Origin of the sequence: Lamprobacter modestohalophilus, assembly GCF_016583905.1 — a bacterium.
Taxonomy (GTDB): Bacteria; Pseudomonadota; Gammaproteobacteria; order Chromatiales; family Chromatiaceae; genus Lamprobacter; species Lamprobacter modestohalophilus.
The window spans coordinates 1-20852 of sequence record NZ_NRRY01000034.1 but is presented as its reverse complement, the minus strand read 5'-3'; the positions used below and the strand labels follow the sequence as shown (position 1 = coordinate 20852).

Annotated in this window: 19 protein-coding genes; 16 read left to right on the top strand and 3 right to left on the bottom strand. The window is 61.1% G+C overall.

The features are described from left to right. Positions 1-35 precede the first annotated feature (35 nt). The 5 genes from CKO42_RS17480 (at position 36) to CKO42_RS17460 (ending at position 8641) form a co-directional block, all read left to right on the top strand. A complete protein-coding gene (locus tag CKO42_RS17480; RefSeq protein WP_200246813.1) occupies positions 36-1376 on the top strand; it encodes a Coenzyme F420 hydrogenase/dehydrogenase, beta subunit C-terminal domain in 1341 nt (446 codons plus the stop codon). Beyond that, positions 1373-2707 carry a BatD family protein gene (locus CKO42_RS17475; RefSeq protein WP_200246811.1) on the top strand — a complete coding sequence of 445 codons (1335 nt, stop codon included), beginning with the start codon at positions 1373-1375 and terminating at the stop codon, positions 2705-2707. Before CKO42_RS17480 ends, CKO42_RS17475 begins: the two co-directional genes overlap by 4 nt. Positions 2708-2744: 37 nt before the next feature. Beyond that, a complete protein-coding gene (locus CKO42_RS17470; RefSeq protein ID WP_200246807.1) occupies positions 2745-4709 on the top strand; it encodes a sensor domain-containing diguanylate cyclase in 1965 nt (654 codons plus the stop codon). Positions 4710-4949: 240 nt separating this feature from the next. Continuing rightward, a complete protein-coding gene (locus CKO42_RS17465) occupies positions 4950-6773 on the top strand; it encodes a PhoX family protein (RefSeq protein WP_200246804.1) in 1824 nt (607 codons plus the stop codon). Positions 6774-6970: 197 nt separating this feature from the next. Beyond that, positions 6971-8641 carry a hypothetical protein gene (locus CKO42_RS17460; protein ID WP_242479484.1) on the top strand — a complete coding sequence of 557 codons (1671 nt, stop codon included), beginning with the start codon at positions 6971-6973 and terminating at the stop codon, positions 8639-8641. A gap of 377 nt (positions 8642-9018) precedes the next feature. Here CKO42_RS17460 and CKO42_RS17455 read toward each other — a convergent pair whose 3' ends face one another. Continuing rightward, complete coding sequence (locus CKO42_RS17455; protein ID WP_200246802.1) at positions 9019-9477, bottom strand: SRPBCC family protein; 459 nt, start codon at positions 9475-9477, stop codon at positions 9019-9021. 180 nt (positions 9478-9657) lie between these two features. On the opposite strand from CKO42_RS17455, the gene CKO42_RS17450 reads away from it, so the two are divergent. From CKO42_RS17450 to CKO42_RS27455, 3 genes are all read left to right on the top strand, one after another. Beyond that, a complete protein-coding gene (locus CKO42_RS17450; protein WP_200246800.1) occupies positions 9658-11019 on the top strand; it encodes an MFS transporter in 1362 nt (453 codons plus the stop codon). Between the two features lie 117 nt (positions 11020-11136). Next, positions 11137-11643, top strand: coding sequence for an HIT family protein (locus tag CKO42_RS17445; RefSeq protein WP_200246798.1), 507 nt, complete (start codon positions 11137-11139; stop codon positions 11641-11643). A 213-nt stretch (positions 11644-11856) separates the two neighbouring features. Further along, positions 11857-13488: a formylglycine-generating enzyme family protein gene (locus CKO42_RS27455; RefSeq protein WP_242479483.1), complete on the top strand. Its 1632-nt coding sequence runs from the start codon at positions 11857-11859 to the stop codon at positions 13486-13488. Positions 13489-13499: 11 nt separating this feature from the next. On the opposite strand, the gene CKO42_RS17435 is transcribed toward CKO42_RS27455, so the two are convergent. Together CKO42_RS17435 and pgi are read right to left on the bottom strand one after the other, a co-directional pair. Beyond that, a complete protein-coding gene (locus tag CKO42_RS17435) occupies positions 13500-13985 on the bottom strand; it encodes a cyclic nucleotide-binding domain-containing protein (protein WP_200246796.1) in 486 nt (161 codons plus the stop codon). Positions 13986-14152: 167 nt separating this feature from the next. Next, positions 14153-15793 carry a glucose-6-phosphate isomerase gene (gene pgi, locus CKO42_RS17430; protein WP_200246794.1) on the bottom strand — a complete coding sequence of 547 codons (1641 nt, stop codon included), beginning with the start codon at positions 15791-15793 and terminating at the stop codon, positions 14153-14155. Between the two features lie 572 nt (positions 15794-16365). Between pgi and CKO42_RS27995 the strand changes: the two genes are divergently transcribed. From CKO42_RS27995 to CKO42_RS17395, 8 genes are all read left to right on the top strand, one after another. Next, complete coding sequence (locus CKO42_RS27995) at positions 16366-16500, top strand: hypothetical protein (RefSeq protein WP_274608935.1); 135 nt, start codon at positions 16366-16368, stop codon at positions 16498-16500. Between the two features lie 125 nt (positions 16501-16625). Beyond that, a complete protein-coding gene (locus CKO42_RS17425; protein WP_200246792.1) occupies positions 16626-16961 on the top strand; it encodes a hypothetical protein in 336 nt (111 codons plus the stop codon). Positions 16962-17042: 81 nt separating this feature from the next. Then, positions 17043-18584, top strand: coding sequence for a F0F1 ATP synthase subunit beta (atpD, locus tag CKO42_RS17420; RefSeq protein ID WP_242479487.1), 1542 nt, complete (start codon positions 17043-17045; stop codon positions 18582-18584). Continuing rightward, positions 18581-18970 (top strand): F0F1 ATP synthase subunit epsilon, encoded by a 390-nt coding sequence (locus CKO42_RS17415; protein WP_200246790.1) that lies wholly within the window; start codon positions 18581-18583, stop codon positions 18968-18970. Before atpD ends, CKO42_RS17415 begins: the two co-directional genes overlap by 4 nt. A gap of 115 nt (positions 18971-19085) precedes the next feature. Further along, complete coding sequence (locus CKO42_RS17410; protein WP_242479482.1) at positions 19086-19484, top strand: AtpZ/AtpI family protein; 399 nt, start codon at positions 19086-19088, stop codon at positions 19482-19484. Beyond that, positions 19477-19866 (top strand): ATP synthase subunit I, encoded by a 390-nt coding sequence (locus CKO42_RS17405; protein ID WP_200246786.1) that lies wholly within the window; start codon positions 19477-19479, stop codon positions 19864-19866. The genes CKO42_RS17410 and CKO42_RS17405 overlap by 8 nt, the downstream gene beginning before the upstream one ends. Continuing rightward, positions 19847-20536, top strand: coding sequence for a F0F1 ATP synthase subunit A (locus CKO42_RS17400; RefSeq protein WP_200246783.1), 690 nt, complete (start codon positions 19847-19849; stop codon positions 20534-20536). Before CKO42_RS17405 ends, CKO42_RS17400 begins: the two co-directional genes overlap by 20 nt. 30 nt (positions 20537-20566) lie before the next feature. Next, on the top strand, positions 20567-20809 hold the full coding sequence (locus CKO42_RS17395) for an ATP synthase subunit c family protein (RefSeq protein ID WP_242479481.1): 243 nt from the start codon (positions 20567-20569) through the stop codon (positions 20807-20809). Positions 20810-20852: the final 43 nt, after the last annotated feature.

Genomic DNA, 20852 nt, shown 5'->3' with positions numbered 1-20852 from the left:
CCTTTATCACCGCCCTGACCATCGGCCTCTCTGCAATGTCTGAACAGCCCGCTGCTGCCTTCCAAGACCTCGACCCTGAACTGCTGGGCGACGGCCCCTCCAAAGGCCTGCGCGAGACGACGCTGCTCAGCCGTGATGCACGTCTGGCCGGGCGGCCGAAGCTGTGCAGCGACTGCGGACTCTGCGACAGCTTCCTGAAGCCGGAGATGGCGCGCACCTGCGTCTTCGTGCGCAACCAGACCGAGGCCCTAGAGCAGCGGCTGTTTGGGCGTCACCGTCACGACGGCGACGAACTGCGCTTCGGCGTCTATCGCGACATGCAGATCGCGCGCATGAAACCACCGGTGCCGGGCGCGCAATGGTCAGGCATGGTCACCACGCTCGGGGCACGGCTGCTCGAGCGCGATGAGGTCGAGGCCGTGATCACCGCTGCCACCATGCCTGGCACCCGCTTTGCGCCGCGCCCGATCCTCGCCCGCACGCCCGATGAGGTGCGCGCCAGTGCCGGCAACAAACCGGCCCTCTCGCCCAACCTCGCGTTGCTCGATGAGGTCCGCGCCAGCGGCGTCAAGCGTCTCGCCTTCATCGGCACCAGCTGCCAGGTGCACATGCTGCGCGCGGCCCAGCCGCAGCTCGAGGCCGAGCTTGGCCTCAAGCGGCTCGATGTGATCGGCATCCCCTGCAGCGATAACGTCGCCTATCCCGATTTGGTCTATTTCTTGGACCAGGTCTCCAAGTCGCCGCAGACCATCGTCCACTACGAGTTCATGCAGGACTTCAGCCTGAAGATGCGCCATGAGGACGGCCACATCGAGCAGCTCAACTTCATCGACTTCCCGATGGACAAGCTCGACGGCGTCTTCCCCTCGGCCTGCCTGTCCTGCTTCGACTATCCCAACAGCCTTGCCGACATCACCATCGGCTACATGGGTGCCCCACTGAGCTGGCAATGGGTGCTGGCGCGGACCGAGCGCGGCGAAGCGCTGCTGGAGATGCTACGGCCAGACCTCGAGTTCCAGCCCGCAAGCAGCGCCGGCGATCGCCGCCGCGGTATGCCGCGCTACCTGCAGATGCTAGCAAAGCCGCCCGGTAAGCCACCCAAACCGATTCGCATGCTGATCGCCTGGCTGCAGCGCAACCGGGGACCGCGCGGGCTCGAGTTCGCCCGCGCCATCATCGAGATGAAGCTGTTTCGCAACCTGCAGCATGTGCGTGAGCGTTTCGGCCGTTTCGAGCAGCGCATCGTGCCCGCTCATGTCTACCGGGCGCTCGCACCCTATGCAGACGACTACGCTGAGACCTTCGGCCGGCCATTGGCGCCAAGACCAACCGCAGCCACTGAGCGCCGCAGCGGCGAGGCTCGAGCCGACGCATGAAGCGCCAGTCGACCAAGTGGCGCTGGGCGACAGGATCAATCGCTGCGTTGTTGATGTGCTGGACCACAGCGACGACCGCGCAAGGGCTGCCAACATCAACCGCCGACTCAGGTGCCCGGGCCGCCGACCCTCAGGCCATCAACACAAGCCCGCCGCTGGCCGAGCAGATCCAAGTCGAAGCCAGCACCGACCGACAGCAAATCGTGGTCGGTCAGCAGATCGTCCTGCGCGTTCTCGTCATCGGTGACGGCCCGCTACCACCGGGTCGGCTGATCGCGCCGAGCATCGACGTCGTTGACCTCCTGATCCTGGGAGAAGAACGCCGGATCACTCGCAATGCCGGCAGCACCAATAGTGCCGGCAACACTGATCGCCCCAGAGACAGCGCCAGTTCCGAAAGCAGCAGTGGCAGCACCGATAGCAGCAGCAACGGTAGCAACAGCAACAGCAACGCCAGCAGCAATGGCACCGACAGCCTGCGCGAGCGCTGGATCATTGAGCGTCGCTATGCGCTGTTTCCTCGCAGCGCCGGCCGCCTCGAGATCCCTCCGTCGATCTATTCAGCCTGGCGCCCCGGTGCTGACGCACCCGAGGCACTTCGCTCCGAGGCCCTGAGCATTGAGGTTCGACCGGCGCAACCGCGATCCTCTGATGCCGTAGCAGACAGTGCTTGGCTTCCAGCAACGGCGCTGAACCTGAGCGAGGCCGGCGCAAGCTCGGTGCGTCTAGCGCCCGGTCAGGTCATCGAGCGCATGCTGACCATCGAGGCCGTTGGGCTGCGCGCCGAAGATCTGCCGCCGATTCGCCCCTCGATCCCGTTTCCGCTGCAGGTGCGCGAAGACGTGCCAAGGCTCTGGAACAAGCGCGGACCAGACAGCGTGACCGGATATCGCACCGAGCGTATCACCCTCAGCAGCCCCGAGACTGGTCTCTACCAACTGCCCGCCGTCACCCTCGACTGGTGGAATGTCGACACCCAACGCTGGGAGCAGGCAAGCACGCCTGAATGGCAGCTTCAGGTCGCAGAATTCGAGTCAGCCTCGCGCCGTCCCGCCCCAGACTGGCGTCGTGACGGACCCGACGGTGAGCTGAACACCAACAGCGGCCAAGCGCCAATGGCGTCAGTCCCCGAGCAACCTTGGTTGGTCGCCTATTTTCCTTGGATCGCGGCCACGCTCGGGCTGCTGCTCATGGCCTGGCTATTATGGCGGCGCTATCAGCGCAGCGTCCTCGGGCGCAGCCGTCCGACAGGACATCAGACAAGACCTTCTTTAGCCCAAACCCGATCAGCTGGCCTTCAGCACCCGTCGCCGAGCGGCTCGGGGACTTAAGACCTAAGGCGCCCATGTTACCGCAGGACATTTTGCGTTGAGCTCACCGAGAACACTCCTCGACAATGCCGCCCAGAAGCTGCCGAGCCCCAACGGGGTCGCACTCGCGATCATGGAGCTTTGGGAGGACGAGCAGACCAGCGTCGAGCAGCTCTCGCAGCTGGTGAAGTCCGATCCTGCCCTCTCCGGGCGGTTATTGAGACTTGCCAATTCCGCGGCCATGGGCACCTTCAGCAAAGTGAGCTCTATCCCAGCGGCCATCGTCAAGGTGGGCATGAAGACGGTTGGCCAGCTTGCAGTGGCGTTTTCTCTGATCGATCAATATCTTGACGACCATTGTAAATCGTTTGACTACAACAAATTTTGGTTGCAGTGCGTACTCACGGCCCTGATTTGCAGAGGACTTGGTCAACAGACCGCCCTAGCGCCACCTGATAATCTGTTTTCCTGCGCGCTGATGATGCGTATCGGTTTGCTCGCCTTCGCCACCATCTATCCGGATGAATATGCCAGTCTGCTCGATAGCCAGCCAGAGAACCTCACCGCGGCAGAGTGCGATCAGTTCGGCTTCGATCACAATGAGCTCTCACTCGAGATGCTATTGGATTTTGGGGTTGCCGAGGAGTTAGCAGGACCGGCCCGCTTTCATGAGCGTCCAGAGGCATCTGGCTTCGCCGAAAAGTCGCCCGAATACAAGCTTACTCAGCTTTTCCATCTCGGTTTTCGCCTATCCGACTCCGTGCTGCGAGTGGGAGCGGAGATCACCCAGAAACGCCTGACAACCTGGCCACAGGTCCGCCGCTTCGGGCTCACCGCCGCACAGATCGCCGAGGTGCTCGATGAGAGCGTGACCGAATGGGAAGACTGGTCAAAGCTGCTCCGGTTACCTGCCCCAGAAGGCCGCCTACCGTCCGGCTCTCCAGGCGAGACACCCAATAAGGTCGAGCTAAAAGAGCCACCAGCAGATCAATCGCGAATCGTCCAAGCGGCGATCGACTCAGCCCTCAACGTCGTACTGATGAGTCGCGCCGGTCAGCAACATCCGCTGAACAAGGTCTTCGGCGAGCTCAATGTGGTCGCGTGGGTGTTTCAGGATCAGAAAGAGATGCTTCGGCTGTTAGTCGAGATGAGGCCGCATCTGCTCATCATGGACGACTACGGTCACGATGAGCTGCACGCGAAACGCGAAAAGCTCTGCCGGCTGATCCGTTCGACCGAGTGGGGGCGAGCGATCTACATCATGGCCCTGTTCGGTGACAACGAGCGCGATCGGATCGCCGAGGCATTTCGAGCGGGTATCGATGCCGCCTACATGCGAAGTGACCTGTCATCACAAGAGCTTGACGCGCGCCTCGACGCGGTGCGCCGGTCCGCGGACGCGCATCTCCAGTACCAAAAGGATCGTGTCGAACTGCGTCGCATCGCCAACCAGTTAGCGATGAGCCAGCGGCGCGCCGAGGTCCTCTCACTCACCGATCAGCTCACCGGATTACCCAATCGGCGCTCGGCTCTCGACGCTATGGAGCAGGCCTGGCATCAAGAGGCTCATCCAGAGCGACCGATGTCGGTGATCATGATCGATATCGACCACTTCAAGCGCATTAACGATACTTTTGGGCATGCGGCGGGTGACAAGGTCTTAGTGGACGTAGCGACAACGCTGAAATTGGATCTCGGTCAGCACGACAGCGTTTACCGCGTGGGTGGTGAGGAATTCCTGTTCCTGAGTACGAGCAGTACCTTTAAGCAACTGGTCCTGAATGCCGAGCGGCTCCGGCGCCGGGTGGCGGCCTTAGAGATGAGCTTCGAAGCAGAGTCCATCAAGGTGACCATCAGTCTCGGCGTCGCGCAGCGTTCCGAGGAGCATGCGCGCTTCGATATGCTGCTGGTTCATGCTGATCAGGCGCTGTATGCGGCCAAGGCCATTGGTCGGAACCGCATCAACGTTTACCGCAACAAGCAGATCATTCCGTTGCCGCGCCCTGGTGAGCAGGCATCCTGAAGCACAGGCTGAGCCTCCAAATGAACGATGGGTCTATCGCAATCTCGCTTGCCCACAACAGCTTTGGTGGCCGCTCAAGCGATCCCATCCGTACTCAGCGCACCGAGAAATTTCCACCGGCCGTTGTGCTTATAACAGCCGTAACCTATCCATCACTTTAGCGTAACACTGCTTACACAACATCCGGCTATGCTGCGGGGGCTTTCGATTTTATCTCTACGCTTCCGGAGACCACTCACCATGGCCAGCAACCAGATCCGCCGCGCTGTCGCCGCAGCACTTACCCTCACCAGTACTTCACTGGCAATGGCAGGCAGTATCGAATTCAGCCCGGCGCCTTTCCCGCTGACAGACAGCGAGAAACGCAGCATTCTGACCTCCGACTTGGCCGTCGTCGACGGTGCGTCGGTTCCACTCAACTACAACACCATCCTGCGCTCGGGCGACACCTCAGGCAACGGCATTTTCGGACAGTTGCATGACATCAATGGTGCCGCACTGCTTGCCGAGGACGGTTCGCCCTACATCTCTAACGCCAACGACTTTGCCTCCATCCTAAAAGGCGAAGACGGCAAGCTGTATATGGTTTCGCATTTCGAGTCACGTCCCGGGGCAATGTACCTGACCGAACTCAGTCAGAACGCTCAATCCGGTGAGCTAAGTGCCGTTCAGACCCGTCCGCTCGATTTCTCAGCGCTGCGCGGCGGTTGGGTCCACTGCGCTGGCAGTGTCACCCCTTGGGGCACTCACCTAGGTTCCGAGGAGTACGAGCCCGATGCCAAACAGTGGCGCGATAACGACGTCGACGACTATAACGCTGCCATGGCGACCTACTTTGGCGCAACACCAGATCAGGCTAGCAGCGTGATGAACCCCTATGACTACGGCTATCCAGTCGAGGTCAAGGTCAACAACTTTAATGACGCCGCTGTCGCCAAGCATTATGCAATGGGTCGCCTCGCGCTCGAACTCGGCTATGTGATGCCGGATAACAAGACTGTCTACCTGTCAGATGATGGCACTAATGTTGGCCTCTACCGCTTTGTCGCCGATAATGCGGGTGATCTGAGCTCAGGTTCGCTATGGGTAGCGCGCTGGAACCAAAAATCCGGCGGTGACGCCGGCGCAGCTGATCTTGACTGGATCTATCTTGGACAGGCCAACAACGACCAGGCCAGCCAGTGGAAAGATAGCTATACGTTTGCCGACATCTTCAATGAGGCCGATCCAATCATGGAGGGTGAGCAAGATACCGGCCGCTGTCCAACAGGCTTCACCTCGATCAATGCCGGCCATCGCGGCGATCTTCATCAGTGTCTGCAACTGCGAGACATCGACGGCGACGGCTGGGTATGGCAGACCGACCAGAACATTGCCTCGCGCCTCGAGACCCGGCGCTGGGCAGCCATGCAGGGTGGCACTACCGAGTTTCGCAAGATGGAAGGCATCACCCATGACACCGACCGCAATCTCCTCTATCTCGCGATGTCAGAAACCGATCGCGGCATGCGCGACTTCAACCGTGTCGGCAAGACCCCGCCATACGCTGAATATGATATCGGCGGCCCTAACCACATGCGCATTACCAACGGAAACAACTGCGGTACCGTCTATGGCCTAGCGCTCGACGGCACCTACACCGCCACAAACATCTTCCCGCTGATCTCGGGCACGCCCATGACAGCAGATTATGGCGCGGCTGCCGATTCGCCGGACTTCGACGGCATCAACAAATGCGATATCAACGGCATAGCCAACCCGGACAATATTACGTACATGCCGGGTTACGACACTCTGATCATTGGCGAGGACACCGGTTCCGGCCACCAGAACGACATGATCTGGGCTTACAATATCCGGTCCCGCAACCTCACCCGCATCCAGACCACGCCTTATGGCTCCGAGACAACCTCTCCCTACTTCTACCCGGACATCAACGGCTTCGCCTATTTAATGTCGGTGGTGCAGCACCCCTATGGCGAATCTGACTCGGACAAGCTGGAACAGCCATCCGAAACCTTTGGCTATACCGGTCACTTTGTCTTTCCTGCCATGACCCAATAAAGCTGAAGCAACTTAGAAACTAGTATCGGGGATGCTCGCCGATACGAGCGTGTAAATAATGGGTCCAGTGAAGGACCCATATTTATTTGTCGAGACGGATAATCCCTCTCCTCAACTCCCGCGACTGCAAATTGGCCCTTGATGCCGAGACGCCGCATCAAGGGTCTACCTCTTCACATCGATGAGACAAATACAGGATGAACATTATCAATCTCCGGCCTCAAAAAAGACTCCTCGCCGTAGTCTCCGCAGGCTTTCTGTTGGTGCACAGCGCGGCCAGCGCCGATCTCGATGCATCGATACTTGGCAATGAAATCCCCCATATCAATCCACAATGCTACACCAAAACCGAGGATGACCAAGGCCAAGTGCACAACCCTTGCTTCTCCTGTCATACCGACTCAATTCGACCTAATTATCTGCGCGATAGCGACCTGCAACTCGCATACGACTTCCCAGCACCAGCTGAAGAGAACCCTTGGAAGAATCTGTTCAAAGACCGCACGACCGAAATCGCGGCGATCAGTGACGAAGAAATGCGCTCTTATATCAGCGAGAGCAATTACTTCAGCCAAGGTGGCGAGATCCTTCCAGCAACGCGCCTGGCCGATGCGCCGGCCGACTGGGACTACAACGAAGATGGCCAGTGGGACGGCTTCGTCCCCGATGTGTGGTTCAACTTCGACTCGGAAGGTTTCGACCATACCCCCGACGGCTCCCCGAGTGGCTGGCGTGCCTTCGGCTATTACCCCTTTCTTGGCACCTTCTGGCCAACCAATGGCTCTACCGACGATGTGCTGATTCGCCTGTCCGAACCTTTCCGTACCAATCTGGCCGGCGATTATGATTCAGTCGTCTACAAGACCAATCTCGCCATCATTGAAGCCCTTATCCGCGAGCGGGACATTCCCATCGAGCCCACCGACGAAGCCGCGCTCGGCGGTATCGATCTGGACAAAGACGGCCACATCGCTACCGCTGAACTGATCAAGTACGACTGGGCACCACGAGAAGGTCGCTTCATGTGGTACGTTGGCCAGGCACTGGAGGAACAGCGCGCCGGACGGTTGCATCTCGCTGCACGCCTATACCCTGAAGGCACCGAATTCTTCCACACTGTGCGCTACATTGATATCGGCGAAGAAGGAACTAACCAGCTTGCCGCGCGCATGAAGGAAGTGCGCTACATGAAGAAGCTATACTGGATGACCTATGCCGATCTCGATCAGCGTATGGCGGCGGAGCTCAAAGAGAAGCATGACTTCCCAGATCGCATCCGTCCCTTCCGCGGCAACATCGAGTCCGGCCTCGGCAACGACCAGGGCTGGGTGTTGGCGGCCATGATCGAGGACGCCAACGGACAATTGCGCCCGCAGACCTATGAAGAGCTAGCCTTCTGCGTGGGCTGTCACAGCGGTATAGGTGCCACCACCGACTCCACCTTCGCGTTCCCGCGCCATTTCAGCACTGAAAGCTTCCAGCGAGGCTGGTATCACTGGAGTCAAAAAGGCCTCCGCGGCACGCCCGAGCGCCTGCGCGAGGATGGCCAAGGCGACTACGCGTTCTATCTGGCCATCAACGGCGCCGGTGACGAGTTCCGCGAAAACGAAGAAGTTCGCGCACGGTTTTTCGACGATCAGGGTCAGCTCAAAACCGAGATGCTCGAGGCCCTGCGCCAGGACATCGCCGTTCTGCTCGAAGCATCGCCTGAGCGTGCCATGACGCTGAACAAAGCCTATCGGGTCATCGTCCAGGAACAAAGCTTCACTCAGGGACGCGACGCCACCGTCAAACCTGCCAGCAATGTGCATGCTTTTGTGCCGGTGGGTACCCCGACGGGTGTCGCTGAACCGGTTCTAGGCTACTGATCAATTAAGCGCTCGGCTCGGCTCGGCTCGGCTCGGCTCGCCTAGCCACTCACCGGCACCAGTGGAGTGGCTTGCCGAGCTTTTATAATGGCCTAATCTCCGCAAGCGCAGGTGAAACTGCGTCTACGCCGACGCGGTTCCAGGTCTCGCGATTACCTATTCCAGCGCCCCTCCGCTACTTATTTGCACCAATATCGAGACGCTGCTCGGGCACATCCTGCTAAGCCGCGATGTCAACGCCGCTGTACTCATCCAAAAAATCGAAGTCAGACACGCCAAACATTAGGCCTCAATCGACTCAGCCTACGCGACACAACAACTTGAGCAAATGAAACGCAGGCTGGGTAAGCGACGAAGTCACATGAGAAGACTCAAATTCAGGCCGCGGCCGGCTCTTGCTCAGCCTCGATAAGGCGTTTCAGATTCTGCACGGTGCGTCGCGCACCGTCCTGAACCGCACGTCGAATCAGTTTTTCGAATGGGCGCATCATCAAGTCCAAGCGCCTCAGTTCAAAGGTGAAGGTCAGCTGAGTACCGTCGTCCTGATTTGGAACGAAGCGATAATCGACAAGAAAGCTCGGCGAATGACTCTCGAAGGTCAACCTTGCCGCCGGCTGCATCTGAGTGATCCGGAACAAGGACTCGGTGCGCCGGCCCTGGTCGACACGCACTTGCCGGCCGACACTGCCGACTCGCAGCGGACCCTCGGTCGCGAACTTCAGCTCCTTGACCTCAGGAGACCAGCGCGGATAATTCTGCGCGAAATCTTCGGCAATAAAGCGGTAAACCGACTCCGGAGATCGTTCGATCTCGACGCTGGCTTGTGCCTTGACCATGGTTACACCTCCGCTGAGGTTCTTGGCGCCTCACCCCTAGCGATGGAGCGCTTGTTTCACGGTGACCAGTCTCGGATGATGGGCACTGCGACCCCAGTTTAACCGGTCGAGTTCCTTTTATGAGCGCCCGAGCTCAGACCACAAGGATGTCTCCCGCCGGACCGCAAGGCATTGAACCCGATGAATTCACAGGCCATCGATTCGACAGCAGACTCGACGCATTCCAAGCAACAACCCTCGCGCCTCGACAGCCTCTATGACCTGGTCACAGGAGACGAGGATGCGCGCGTCTGCAAGGATATCCCGAGCGAATCCTGTCACGACCAGCCCCGTAACTTCTTCGCCTATCTACTCGCCAACCTTCTGACCAAGGTCGCTGACGAGTTGGCCAGCGCCAAGCTGGTGCTGCCCTGGCTGATCGGCTGGCTCGGAGCCCCGGCACTGATTGTCGGACTTTTGGTGCCGATCCGCGAGGCCGGGGTGCTGGTGCCTCAACTCGCAGTTGCGGCCTATATCCGTCGCCTTCCAGTGCGCAAGTGGGTCTGGATCATCGGCTCCCTGGCGTCGGCCATCGCGCTCGGGTTGATGGCGCTGGCCGCTGCAACCACCACCGGCGCCCTCGCTGGCTGGCTCATCGTCGGACTGCTGGTCGTCTTCAGTCTTGCGCGCGGACTCTGCTCGGTCTCGGCAAAAGACGTGCTCGGCAAGACCGTCTCCAAGGCGCGGCGTGGCAACCTGATGGGTCTGTCTGCCGGCATCGCCGGCGCCCTGACCTTGGCGCTCGGCCTTTATCTCAAGCTGCTTGGCGACGGCGCCAACGATGACATCCTCTTCGTGCTCTTGCTCGGCGGCGCGGCGCTCCTCTTCGTGCTGGCCGCCGGTGTCTTCGTGCTGATCCGCGAGCAGCCTGGAGCCACTGCAGGCGGTGGTAATGCCCTCACCGCAGCGCTCGAGAGCATCGGCCTGCTTCGCTCCGACGCACTGTTTCGTCACTTCGTGCTGGTTCGCACCGCGCTCTTAAGCGTCGCGCTCGCACCCCCCTTCTACGTGCTGCTCGCACAGCAGGAAAGCGGTAGCGATCTCGGCGCGCTCGGCCTGCTGATCATCGCCAGTGGGCTCGCCAACAGCATCAGCGCACCACTCTGGGGCCGCTTCAGCGATCGATCAGCGCGGCTGGTGATGGTCGCCGCGGCAGCCCTCGCTGGCCTGCTCGGCATCCTGACCTGGGCGTTGGTCCAGTTCAGCGCACCCGGGCCAACCGGGCTCGGGTTCGCGGCACTCTTTCTGGTGCTGGGGATCGCCCACGCCGGAGTCAGACTGGGGCGCAAGGTCTACCTGGTCGACATGGCCAACAGCGAAACCCGGGCCTCCATGGTCGCCGTCAGCAACACCGTGATCGGTGTCGCGATGCTCGCCGGTGGCCTAATCGGCCTGCTCGGCGATCTCTACGGCACCGCCTTCGTCATCCTGACGCTCGGCATCGCTTCCATCGCCGCCGCCCTCTCCGCCTTAAGACTGCGTGAGGTCTCAGAACCGGACTAACGCGCATCTATGGCGCCGCGCCGCGCCACGCCGGTAGATGAATCACGCAAGATTTCAGTGAGATGATCGACGCGCATCCAACCATGCGCACTCCATGCAAACCCAAGATCTACTGCTATGACCACTCCCTCTCCGGAAAAAGATTGCTATTTTTGCAAGGTCTCGCGCGGCGAAGCCGACCCCTTCATCTTCGAGAACAGAGCATTTATTGGCATCTTTGACGCACATCCTGCAAACCCCGGTCACGCCTTAGTGATCCCGAAAAGGCATGTCGAGTCCATCTTTAGCCTGAATGACACAGAACAGGCAGACTATTTCGATGCGATTCGCGGAGTCAAGCGCGTTATTGAAACAACCGACCTGACCGACATCTATCAAGAGATGCTCACGCGGGACGACCTGAAAGATCGGCCCAAAGGCCAGATCGAAGCCATCCTGCGCCTAGATTTCATCGGCCGCAAACCCGACGCCTATACCATCGGCAACAATGACGGACGGGAAGCAGGAAGAAGCATCGACCATCTACATGTCATTATCTTGCCCCGTTACCGTGGCGATGTCGACAACCCCAGAGGCGGCATTCGCAACGTCATACCGAGCCGGGCCAATTATCAACGACGGTAGCCGCGCCACTCAGATACTGCTCGGGCATAAGGATGTCGAGACGCCCATGATTCACCGCCATTTACTCAATCATCAGGCGCAGAAATGCCGAGCCAGTTGGACAATGTGTCAAGAAACTCAGCGGGTCTACGGAGCAATAGGTGAGTTTGGCTGTGACTCCAGCATGACCGACAGAGAAGATAAGATACCTCGTCCGGATGACTGGGAGTGACGATGCGCCGATCGAAGCCAGGCCCAGTTTCATCCTCTCGACAGACCAGCCAAGCCGCCCGGCGATCGATAGAGGCTCGGTACCCTCTGCTTCTACCCCGCCCTAAGGATCAGCTCAATCATCCGCGCGATAGCGGTGGCCGTCAGACCCTGAAGCGTCGCGGCACCTGGAAGCGCCCAATCCTGCTGAGCCTCGTCAGCGCCGGGCTCTTGGCCGCCGGACTGTTCTTAGGCGGCTGGTGGCTCACGGGCAAGCCGCCCTGGCCCTTGACGAGCTGGCGCTGGCTGGACGCGAGGTTAGCTGAGGTCGAGCCGGCGCCGCTGCGAGCTGCGCTCGATCGCTCCGCCTTCGAGCGCGCTAGGAGAGACGATACCGAAGCTTCCTACCAAGCCTATCTTGAACGCTGCGACGCGAACAGCTGCGCCTATCGTGCTCAGGCCGAGGCGCGGATCGCTGCGCTGCGTCGGTCTGCGGCAGAAGCCGAGCAAGCAGCACAATTGCAGCGCAAGGCAGCCGACCTGAAAGCCTACACCCAAGCCATCAACGCGGACACCAAGGCCGCCTACCAAAGCTATCTCAACAACTGTGCCGCAAACGGCTGCGGCTTTCGGGCACAGGCGGAGCAACGGCTCGACGCCTTGCAGATCAGGCGCGAACGCTCGGAAGAGCAAGCAGCCCTAGCGCGCGGAGCCGCCGACCAGGTCGCACGCGCAACCGAGCTTGAGCAGCAGATTGAGCAGCTCTCGGAGGCGCTCGACCGAACCGCGTTTGAACGCGCCAAACGCGCCGACACCGAAACCGCTTATCGCAGCTATCTGGACAACTGCAACGCCACCGGCTGCTGGCACCGCGAACCGGCCGAGATTCGCCTAGCGCAGTTGACTGCGCAGATGCGCCGCTTCGCCTACGAGCCAGAGATGGTGGCGCTTGACGGACGCTGCTTCCAAATGAGCAGTCCGGCGCGCAGGGATAACAACAGGGCCAGTCGCTCGCAACAGGTCTGTGTCGATGCATTCAAGATCGCCAGACACGAGGTCACCTTTTCACAATACGACCTGTTCGCGCGCGCCACAGGCCGTGATGCACCGGATGATGAAGGCTGGGGGCGAGAGCATCGGCCAGTCATCAACGTCAGCTGGGAGGACGCCACGGCCTATGCCGCCTGGCTCACTGAGCTGACCGGTCGGAGCTATCGCTTGCCGACCGAGGCCGAGTGGGAATATGCCGCTCGCGCGGGGACCGAGACGACGCGCTTCTGGGGCAACGCGCCCAACGAAGCCTGCATATACGCCAATGTGCATGACCAGGTCTCGAGGCGCGAGAATGGGCTGTCGTCGCCCCACCATGCCTGCGACGACGGTTACGCCACGACCGCTCCTGTCGGACGCTTCAAGCCCAATGCCTGGGGGCTCCATGACATGTTGGGCAACGTCTGGGAATGGACCTGCTCGGTGTACGGCGGTGAGTTTGACGGCATCGAGCAACGCTGCGCGAGCGCGGGCCATGCCGGATTCCGATCAATCCGCGGCGGCGCGTGGCACAGTGGACCGAGACATATCGCCTCCGCTGCGCGCAGCGGGGCCTTACCGAACAAGATGTTCGGTGGCCTCGGCTTTCGTGTGGTGGAGGATTAGGTTGCCTGCAACTAAAACACCGCATGCGAGCGGTGCACGTACTTGGTCAGCTCCACGTACTGGGCATTCATCCGACGCAGAATGTCTTGGCTGACCTGGATGATGTTGCACATCACCCGATAGACCAGCCAAGGGTCCTTGTCGATCAGGCCTTCGAAGGCCTCGCGCTCGAGACTGCACACTTGGGTGCGCCCGAGCGAGCGCAGCGTGGCGGTATGCGGCTGCCCGCTGATGAACCCCATCTCACCGGCGAGATCGCCCGTGCGCAGGACGTGAATGGTGGTGAACTCGCCCTTGCCTAAATCGCGGGTCACGGCAATGGCGCCCTCAGCGATGATGTGTAGGCTGTCCTCGATGTGGCCCTCGGCGATCAGCAGCTGCTGGTCGGCAAGGCGTCGGCAATAGGCAATGCCGGCCAGTGCCTGCACCTGATCATCGGTCAGCCCGGTCGTCAGCGGCGAGTGGCGGAGGTAATTGAAGTCGCTCTCTTCGGTCATCGATCCTAATCCTCGTTACAGTCAAATCCGGTCGTACAGTCAAATTCGGTCGGCATGCGGTTCGCGCGGGGCGCTCCGAGACCGCGGCTTCCGACGCAGTGCCGATAGGGATTATGGCGGCACAGCTACTCTTGGTCTTGGTCTTGGTCTTGGTCCTGGCCCTGGCTCTAGCGGCGCGCCAGGAAGTACTGCAGTAGGGCCTCGGTCGAGGCGTCATGCGTCTCGCTGATCTCACCCGCTTCGAGCTCACCGATGATCACGTTGGCGAGCTTCTTACCCAGCTCGACGCCCCACTGATCAAACGAGTTGATCCCCCAAACGATGCCTTGGGTAAAGATCTTATGCTCGTAAAGCGCGATCAGCGCCCCCAAGCTGTGCGGCGTGACCTGCTCCATCAGGATCGTAGTCGTCGGCCGGTTACCGTCAAACTGACGGTGCGGCGCCAGCCGATCGGCCTCGGCCTCCGACAGTCCAGACGCCATCATCTCGTCCTTCGCCTCCTGCAGCGTGCGTCCACGCATCAGGGCCTCGGTCTGCGCCAGGCAGTTGGCGATGAGCAGCTCGTGATGCCGGCCGAGCGGGTTATGGCTCTTGATTGGCGCGATGAAGTCGCAGGGGATCAGCTCGGTGCCCTGATGGATCAGCTGGTAGAACGCATGCTGACCATCGGTGCCCGGCTGCCCCCAGACCACTGGACCGGTATTGTAGTCGACCGGCTGGCCATCGCGGGTGACGTGCTTGCCATTGCTCTCCATGTCGCCCTGCTGGAAGTAGGCCGGAAAGTATTGCAGGTACTGATCATAGGGCAGGATGGCCTGGGTCTTGGCACCCGCGAAATCGACGTACCAGACCCCGAGCAGGCCCATGATCACCGGCAGGTTCTGCTCCAACGGCGCCGAGCGGAAATGCACATCCATCTCGTGTGCGCCAGCCAGCAGCTCGGCGAAGCGATCAAAGCCAACCGCCAGCGCGATCGGCAGCCCGATCGCCGACCAAAGCGAATAGCGCCCGCCGACCCAATCCCAGAACTCGAACATCTGATCGGTATCGATGCCGAACTCCGCGACCTTCTCAGTGTTGGTCGAGACGGCGACAAAGTGGTTACGCACCGCGCCATCGTCCCCCAGCGCATCGACCAGCCAGCGCCGCGCGCTCTGGGCGTTGGTCATGGTCTCCTGGGTGGTGAAGGTCTTGGATGCGACGATGAACAGCGTGGTCTCCGGGTTCAGACCACGCAGGGTCTCGGCCAGATGGGTGCCATCGACATTGGAGACGAAGTGCGGGCGCAGCTGCGCGGACTGATAGGGCTTGAGCGCCTCGCAGACCATCTTCGGCCCCAGGTTGGAGCCGCCGATACCGATATTGACCACATCGGTGATCGCCTGGCCGGTATGCCCCTTCCACTCGCCGGAGCGCACCCGCTCGCTGAAATCTTGCACCCGCGCGAGCACCGCGTCGACCGCGGGCATCACATCCTCGCCGTCGACCAGCGTGCGCACGTCAGTGCGGTTGCGCAACGCCGTGTGCAAAACCGCGCGGTCTTCGCTGAGGTTGATGTGCTCGCCGATAAACATCCGCTCGCGCCAGTGCTCAAGGTCAACGGCTCGGGCCAGATCAAACAGCAGCCGCAGTGTCTCCTCGGTCGCGATCTGCTTGGAGAAATCCAGATGCAGACCCGCCGCATCCGCAGTCATCCGCTCGGCGCGTGCCGGATCATCGGCGAACAGGTCGCGCATGTGCTGCGAGCGCATCTGTTGCCAGTGTTGTTGCAGGGCCTGCCATGCGGGGGTTGAGCTCACTAATGCCATCTTTCGGACTCCCTCGGCTGAGTGGATGGTCGATGGACCGCGATTGTACGCTGGCAGCGTTCAGGATGCCGCCGCGGCTGCGTCTTTCTGAGCCCTTCTGTGCCTTATCTGCACGCTAAGCGGCTGTCCATTTTCTCCTTCCGATGATCGCCTGACAGTGCCCCTCAAGTCGGGAAAATGTTGATGGACAGATGGATGGACAGTTTCTAAGTTTCTCAGCGCTACGTTCGCAAGCGCACAGACAGCTAGAGCCTGACAGCCCTAGAGTCGGCATGACCAAACGAACGTCACGACGGAGCAAAACCAGTGGATGCGAGAACGAAGGAGTTGATCCGAGAACGCCGCCGGGTCGCCTTAGCCTATCGGCGCAGTCAGAGCGACAGCGACCGCCAGCGGCTAAAAGACATCGACCAGGAGCTCGCCCGCTTCAACATCGATATCCCAGCGATCCTACAGCTGGTCGCCCAGCGCGGGGCTGCGGAGCCCCAATACGCTCACCCTCGTCACCCTGGTCACCCTAGCCAAGCTAGCCGACCCATTCATCCAAGTCACTAGCAACCGGAACTCACGCCATGACCAAAGAACGCCAGAGCAACAAAGAAACCAAGAAAAAGGCCAGCCTCACACTGAAAGAGAAGCGCGGCGCAAAGAAGAACAAGAACGAGCCGAAGGGGTTGATGGAAAACGCCAAAGGTAGTCCGAAATAGTCAGGCCTGTCGGTGATGTCTCGTTCGCGATGTCTCGTATATCAGCACTTGGCCTCTGCGAAGACCTCCCTCCTTATCGATCCAAACCGAAGTACGACCATGCTACACCGTTTGACCAAGCAACTTTGACCAAGCAACAAAGATGCCTGCGCGCGACCTCGACCGTTGCCCTCTTTCTCGTCGGAACGGTTGTGACCCTCAGTGCCTTCGCCCAACCGCCGCAGAGCGGCTATGGCATGGGGCATCCCGGCATGATGGATGGTGGCTATGGCCCTGGATACGGAGTTCAGGGTCCGGGCGAAGGGATGGGCAATCCCAGCATGATGGGTGGCTATGGGCCTGGCTATGACCAGGGTCCTGGCTTTGGGATGGGGCACCCAGGGATGATGGGTGGTCCTGCTCCCGGATACGATCAAGGGCAGGGCTTTGGGCAGGGACGCGGTTTCCCTCAGCCTCGATAAGGACATGCGGCACTTGACGCCAGCGCATCGGCAGCCGGTCTGGGCCAGGGCATGAGCCAACAGAGCATGGGCCAACAGGGCATGGGCCGCCAGTTCCTGCGCGACCAGGACAGAAGCCGTCAGCATCCTGCGTCCGCTGATGGCGGCCTAGTCGTCGCCGTGCGCGGCAGCGTGGTGGACCTGCGCTTCGAGACACAGCTGCCCGTGATCCATCAGCTGTTGTGCACAGTTGTAGGCGAAGGTGCAGGTGTAGGCGAAGGCCCAGCCGCAAAAGGCCAGATCTACATCGAGGTGCTAGCGCAATTAGATGCCAAGCATGTGCGCGGGATCGCTCTGACACCGACGCAGGGGCTGGCGCGCGGCATGCGGGTGACGGACAGTGGCGGCCCGCTCATGGCCCCCGTAGGCCCAGGCATCCTCGGGCGCATGTTCGATGTGTTCGGGAACGCCATCGACCGCCAGCCAGCACCCACCGAGATCGCATGGCGTTCGGTACATCAGGCCCCGCCAGCGCTGGCGCGACGCTCCACTCAGTCCGAGATCTTCGAGACTGGGATCAAGCTCATCGATGTGCTGGTGCCGCTGGAGCGCGGCGGCAAGGCCGGCCTGTTCGGCGGCGCGGGCGTCGGCAAGACCGTGCTGCTCACCGAGATGATCCACAACATGATCGGCCACCACGCCGGCGTCAGCCTCTTCTGCGGCATCGGCGAGCGCTGTCGCGAGGGCGAAGAACTCTACCGCGAGATGAAGGACGCCGGTGTCCTGCCGAACATGGTGATGGTCTTCGGCCAGATGAACGAGCCGCCGGGCAGCCGCTTTCGCGTTGGTCACGCAGCGCTGACCATGGCCGAGTATTTTCGCGACGATGAGCAGCGCGATGTGCTGCTGCTGATCGACAACATCTTTCGCTTCATCCAGGCCGGCATGGAGGTCTCGGGGCTCATGGGGCAGATGCCCTCGCGCCTGGGCTATCAGCCGACCATGGGGACGGAGTTGTCGGGACTGGAAGAGCGCATCGCCAACACCGATGCCGGCGCCATCACCTCGATCCAGGCGGTCTATGTGCCGGCGGACGATTTCACCGACCCGGCGGCGGTGCATACCTTCTCCCATCTCTCCGCGTCCATCGTGCTCTCGCGCAAGCGGGCGGGCGAAGGGCTGTATCCGGCCATCGACCCGCTGCAATCCAGCTCGCGGATGGCCACACCGAGCATTGTCGGCGAGCGGCATTACGCCCTGGCGCAGGAGATCCGGCGCACCCTCGCCCAGTACGCGGAGCTGAAGGACATCATCGCCATGCTCGGGCTGGAGCAGCTCTCGCCGGAGGATCGCAACCTGGTTGGGCGCGCGCGACGGCTGGAGCGTTTTCTCACACAGCCTTTCTTTACCACCGAACGCTTTACCGGCCTGACCGGCAAGCTCGTCAGCCTGGCTGAAGCACTGGATGGCTGCGAGCGCATTCTGGGCGATGAGTTTAAGGATGTGCCTGAGGGGGCGCTTTATATGGTTGGGGGTGTGGATGAGGTGAAGGGGAAGTTGAAGGACGACAGGGACGACAGGGACAGCAAGGATGAGGACGACAAGGACGAGGACAAGGACAAGGACAAGGAGACGGCGTCATGAATTTGAAGGTTTTGTTGCCTTTCCGGATTTTTGCCGAGATCACCAAGGTGACACGCATCGTCGCCGAGACGCAGGACGGCGCCTTTGGCTTGTTACCTCGTCGGTTGGATGGTGTCGCCGCGCTGACCCCGGGGATTCTGATCTACGAAACCGCCGCCGAGGGCGAGGTCTACCTGGCCGTGGATGCTGGGGTGCTAGTCAAGACCGGCCCGGAAGTCTTGGTATCCGTGCGCCGGGCAATGCGCGGCAGCGACCTTGGCCAGTTGCGCACGACGGTGGAGCGGGAGTTTCTGATCCTCGACGCGCGCGAGCAGGCGATGCGCTCGGTGATGGCGAAACTGGAGTCAGGGTTTCTGAACCGTTTCGTGAGTTTTCAACATGACTGAGCCGCATGCCGACAAGACCTTTCACAGCGGATCGACTTCGGAATCGGAATCGGGTTTGGGTGATGGTTCCGGTTCGAGATCGGAATCGCGTTTGCGTGATGGCTCGGGTTTGGACTTGAGCACTGAATTGGGCTCGGGCTCAGGCTCGAGTTTGAACTCGGCGTCTCGCTCAACATCAGCGCCAACGCTCGCCGGCCAGATCGGTGACAAGGCGGCGCGCAAGCTTAAAGCCCGCCGCGACCCCACACCGGGCGTCTGGTTTGGCCTCGGCATGATGGGGCTGATCGGCTGGTCGGTGGTGGTGCCGACGCTACTCGGCGCGGCGCTGGGTCTCTGGCTCGACGCACGGCATCCAGGCACTCATTCCTGGACGCTGGCGCTGCTGGTAGGCGGACTCACGCTCGGTTGTTTCAATGCCTGGCGCTGGGTGGCCAAGGAAGATCGGGCGATGCGCGACACTCAGGACGATGACGATAAGCCCGGACCGCGCCCACAGGACGGTCGCGATGAATGAGACATCGAACCGATGGTTGGACTGGTTCGACGCGCCAGACTTGCATGCACTGCTGAACTTGCTGGCACAAGCACCGGTGCTGATGCTGGCAGGCTTCGCGGGCTTGATGCTCGGCGCGGCCTTCTTCGCCGGCCTGCAGTGGACGCTGCGCAAGAGCCTCGAGTCTCCACGCCCAGCGCTTTGGCTACTGGGCAGCCTGCTGGTGCGGATGAGTCTGCTTCTGCTTGGCCTGTACCTGGTCTCCGGAGGCCAATGGCCACGCCTGCTTGCCGGTCTCATCGGCGTGATCGGCGCACGGTTTCTGATCCTGCGACTGACCAGCCGAGCCGATCGCCCCACTGACCGCCACCAAGGAGCCCCTCATGCGCCTGACCCCCGATGAGATCATCTTCTGGCAGAACGGGTTCTTCAAACTCAACGCCACCATCGTCTTCACCTGGGCGCTGATGCTGGTGCTCGTGGTCGGCTCGATCCTGGTGACGCGCAAGCTGTCACGGGATCTCAGCCGTTCGCGCTGGCAGAACCTGCTGGAGATCCTGGTCACTGGCATCGAACAACAGATCCAGGAGGTCGGTCTGCGCGACGCACGGACCTATCTCGGCTTTCTCGGCACCTTGTTCCTGTTCGTCGCCGCCGCCAGCCTGGCCACCATCATCCCCGGCTACGAGCCGCCGACCGGCTCGCTCTCGACCACGACCGCCCTCGCCCTCTGCGTGCTGGTGGCCGTGCCGCTGTTCGGCATCTCCGATCGAGGACTCGGCGGCTATCTCAAGTCCTACCTGGAGCCGACCGTCATGATGCTGCCGTTCAACCTCATCAGCGAGGTCTCGCGCACCCTGGCCCTGGCGGTGCGACTGTTCGGCAACATGATGAGTGGCGCGATGATCATCGCCATCCTGCTCAGCATCACGCCCTTCTTCTTTCCCGTCCTCATGACCGCGCTCGGCCTGCTCACCGGCCTGGTGCAGGCCTACATCTTCAGCATTCTAGCGGCGGTCTATATCGCCGCCGCCACCCGCTCGCGCAAGCCAAAGCAGGCGACCAATCCATGACACACCCACAGACTCAGCGGAGAACACCCCATGGATAGCTTGACCCTGATCGCGGTGGCATCGATCGTCATCGCCGGCCTGACCACCGGCTTCGGCACCATGGGACCCGCCCTGGCGGAAGGCCGAGCCGTGGCCACCGCGCTGACCGCCCTAGCGCAGCAGCCCGACGCCTCGGCCACCATCACCCGCACATATATGGTCCGCCCCGCGATGCAAGAGCCACTTGACTGTTCAGCAGAAGGAAACGTTGCGGCCATATATCCGGCGTCGTGATGAGGTGGCGTGATCGCTCCTCGCGCCCTGATGGAATCCGCGC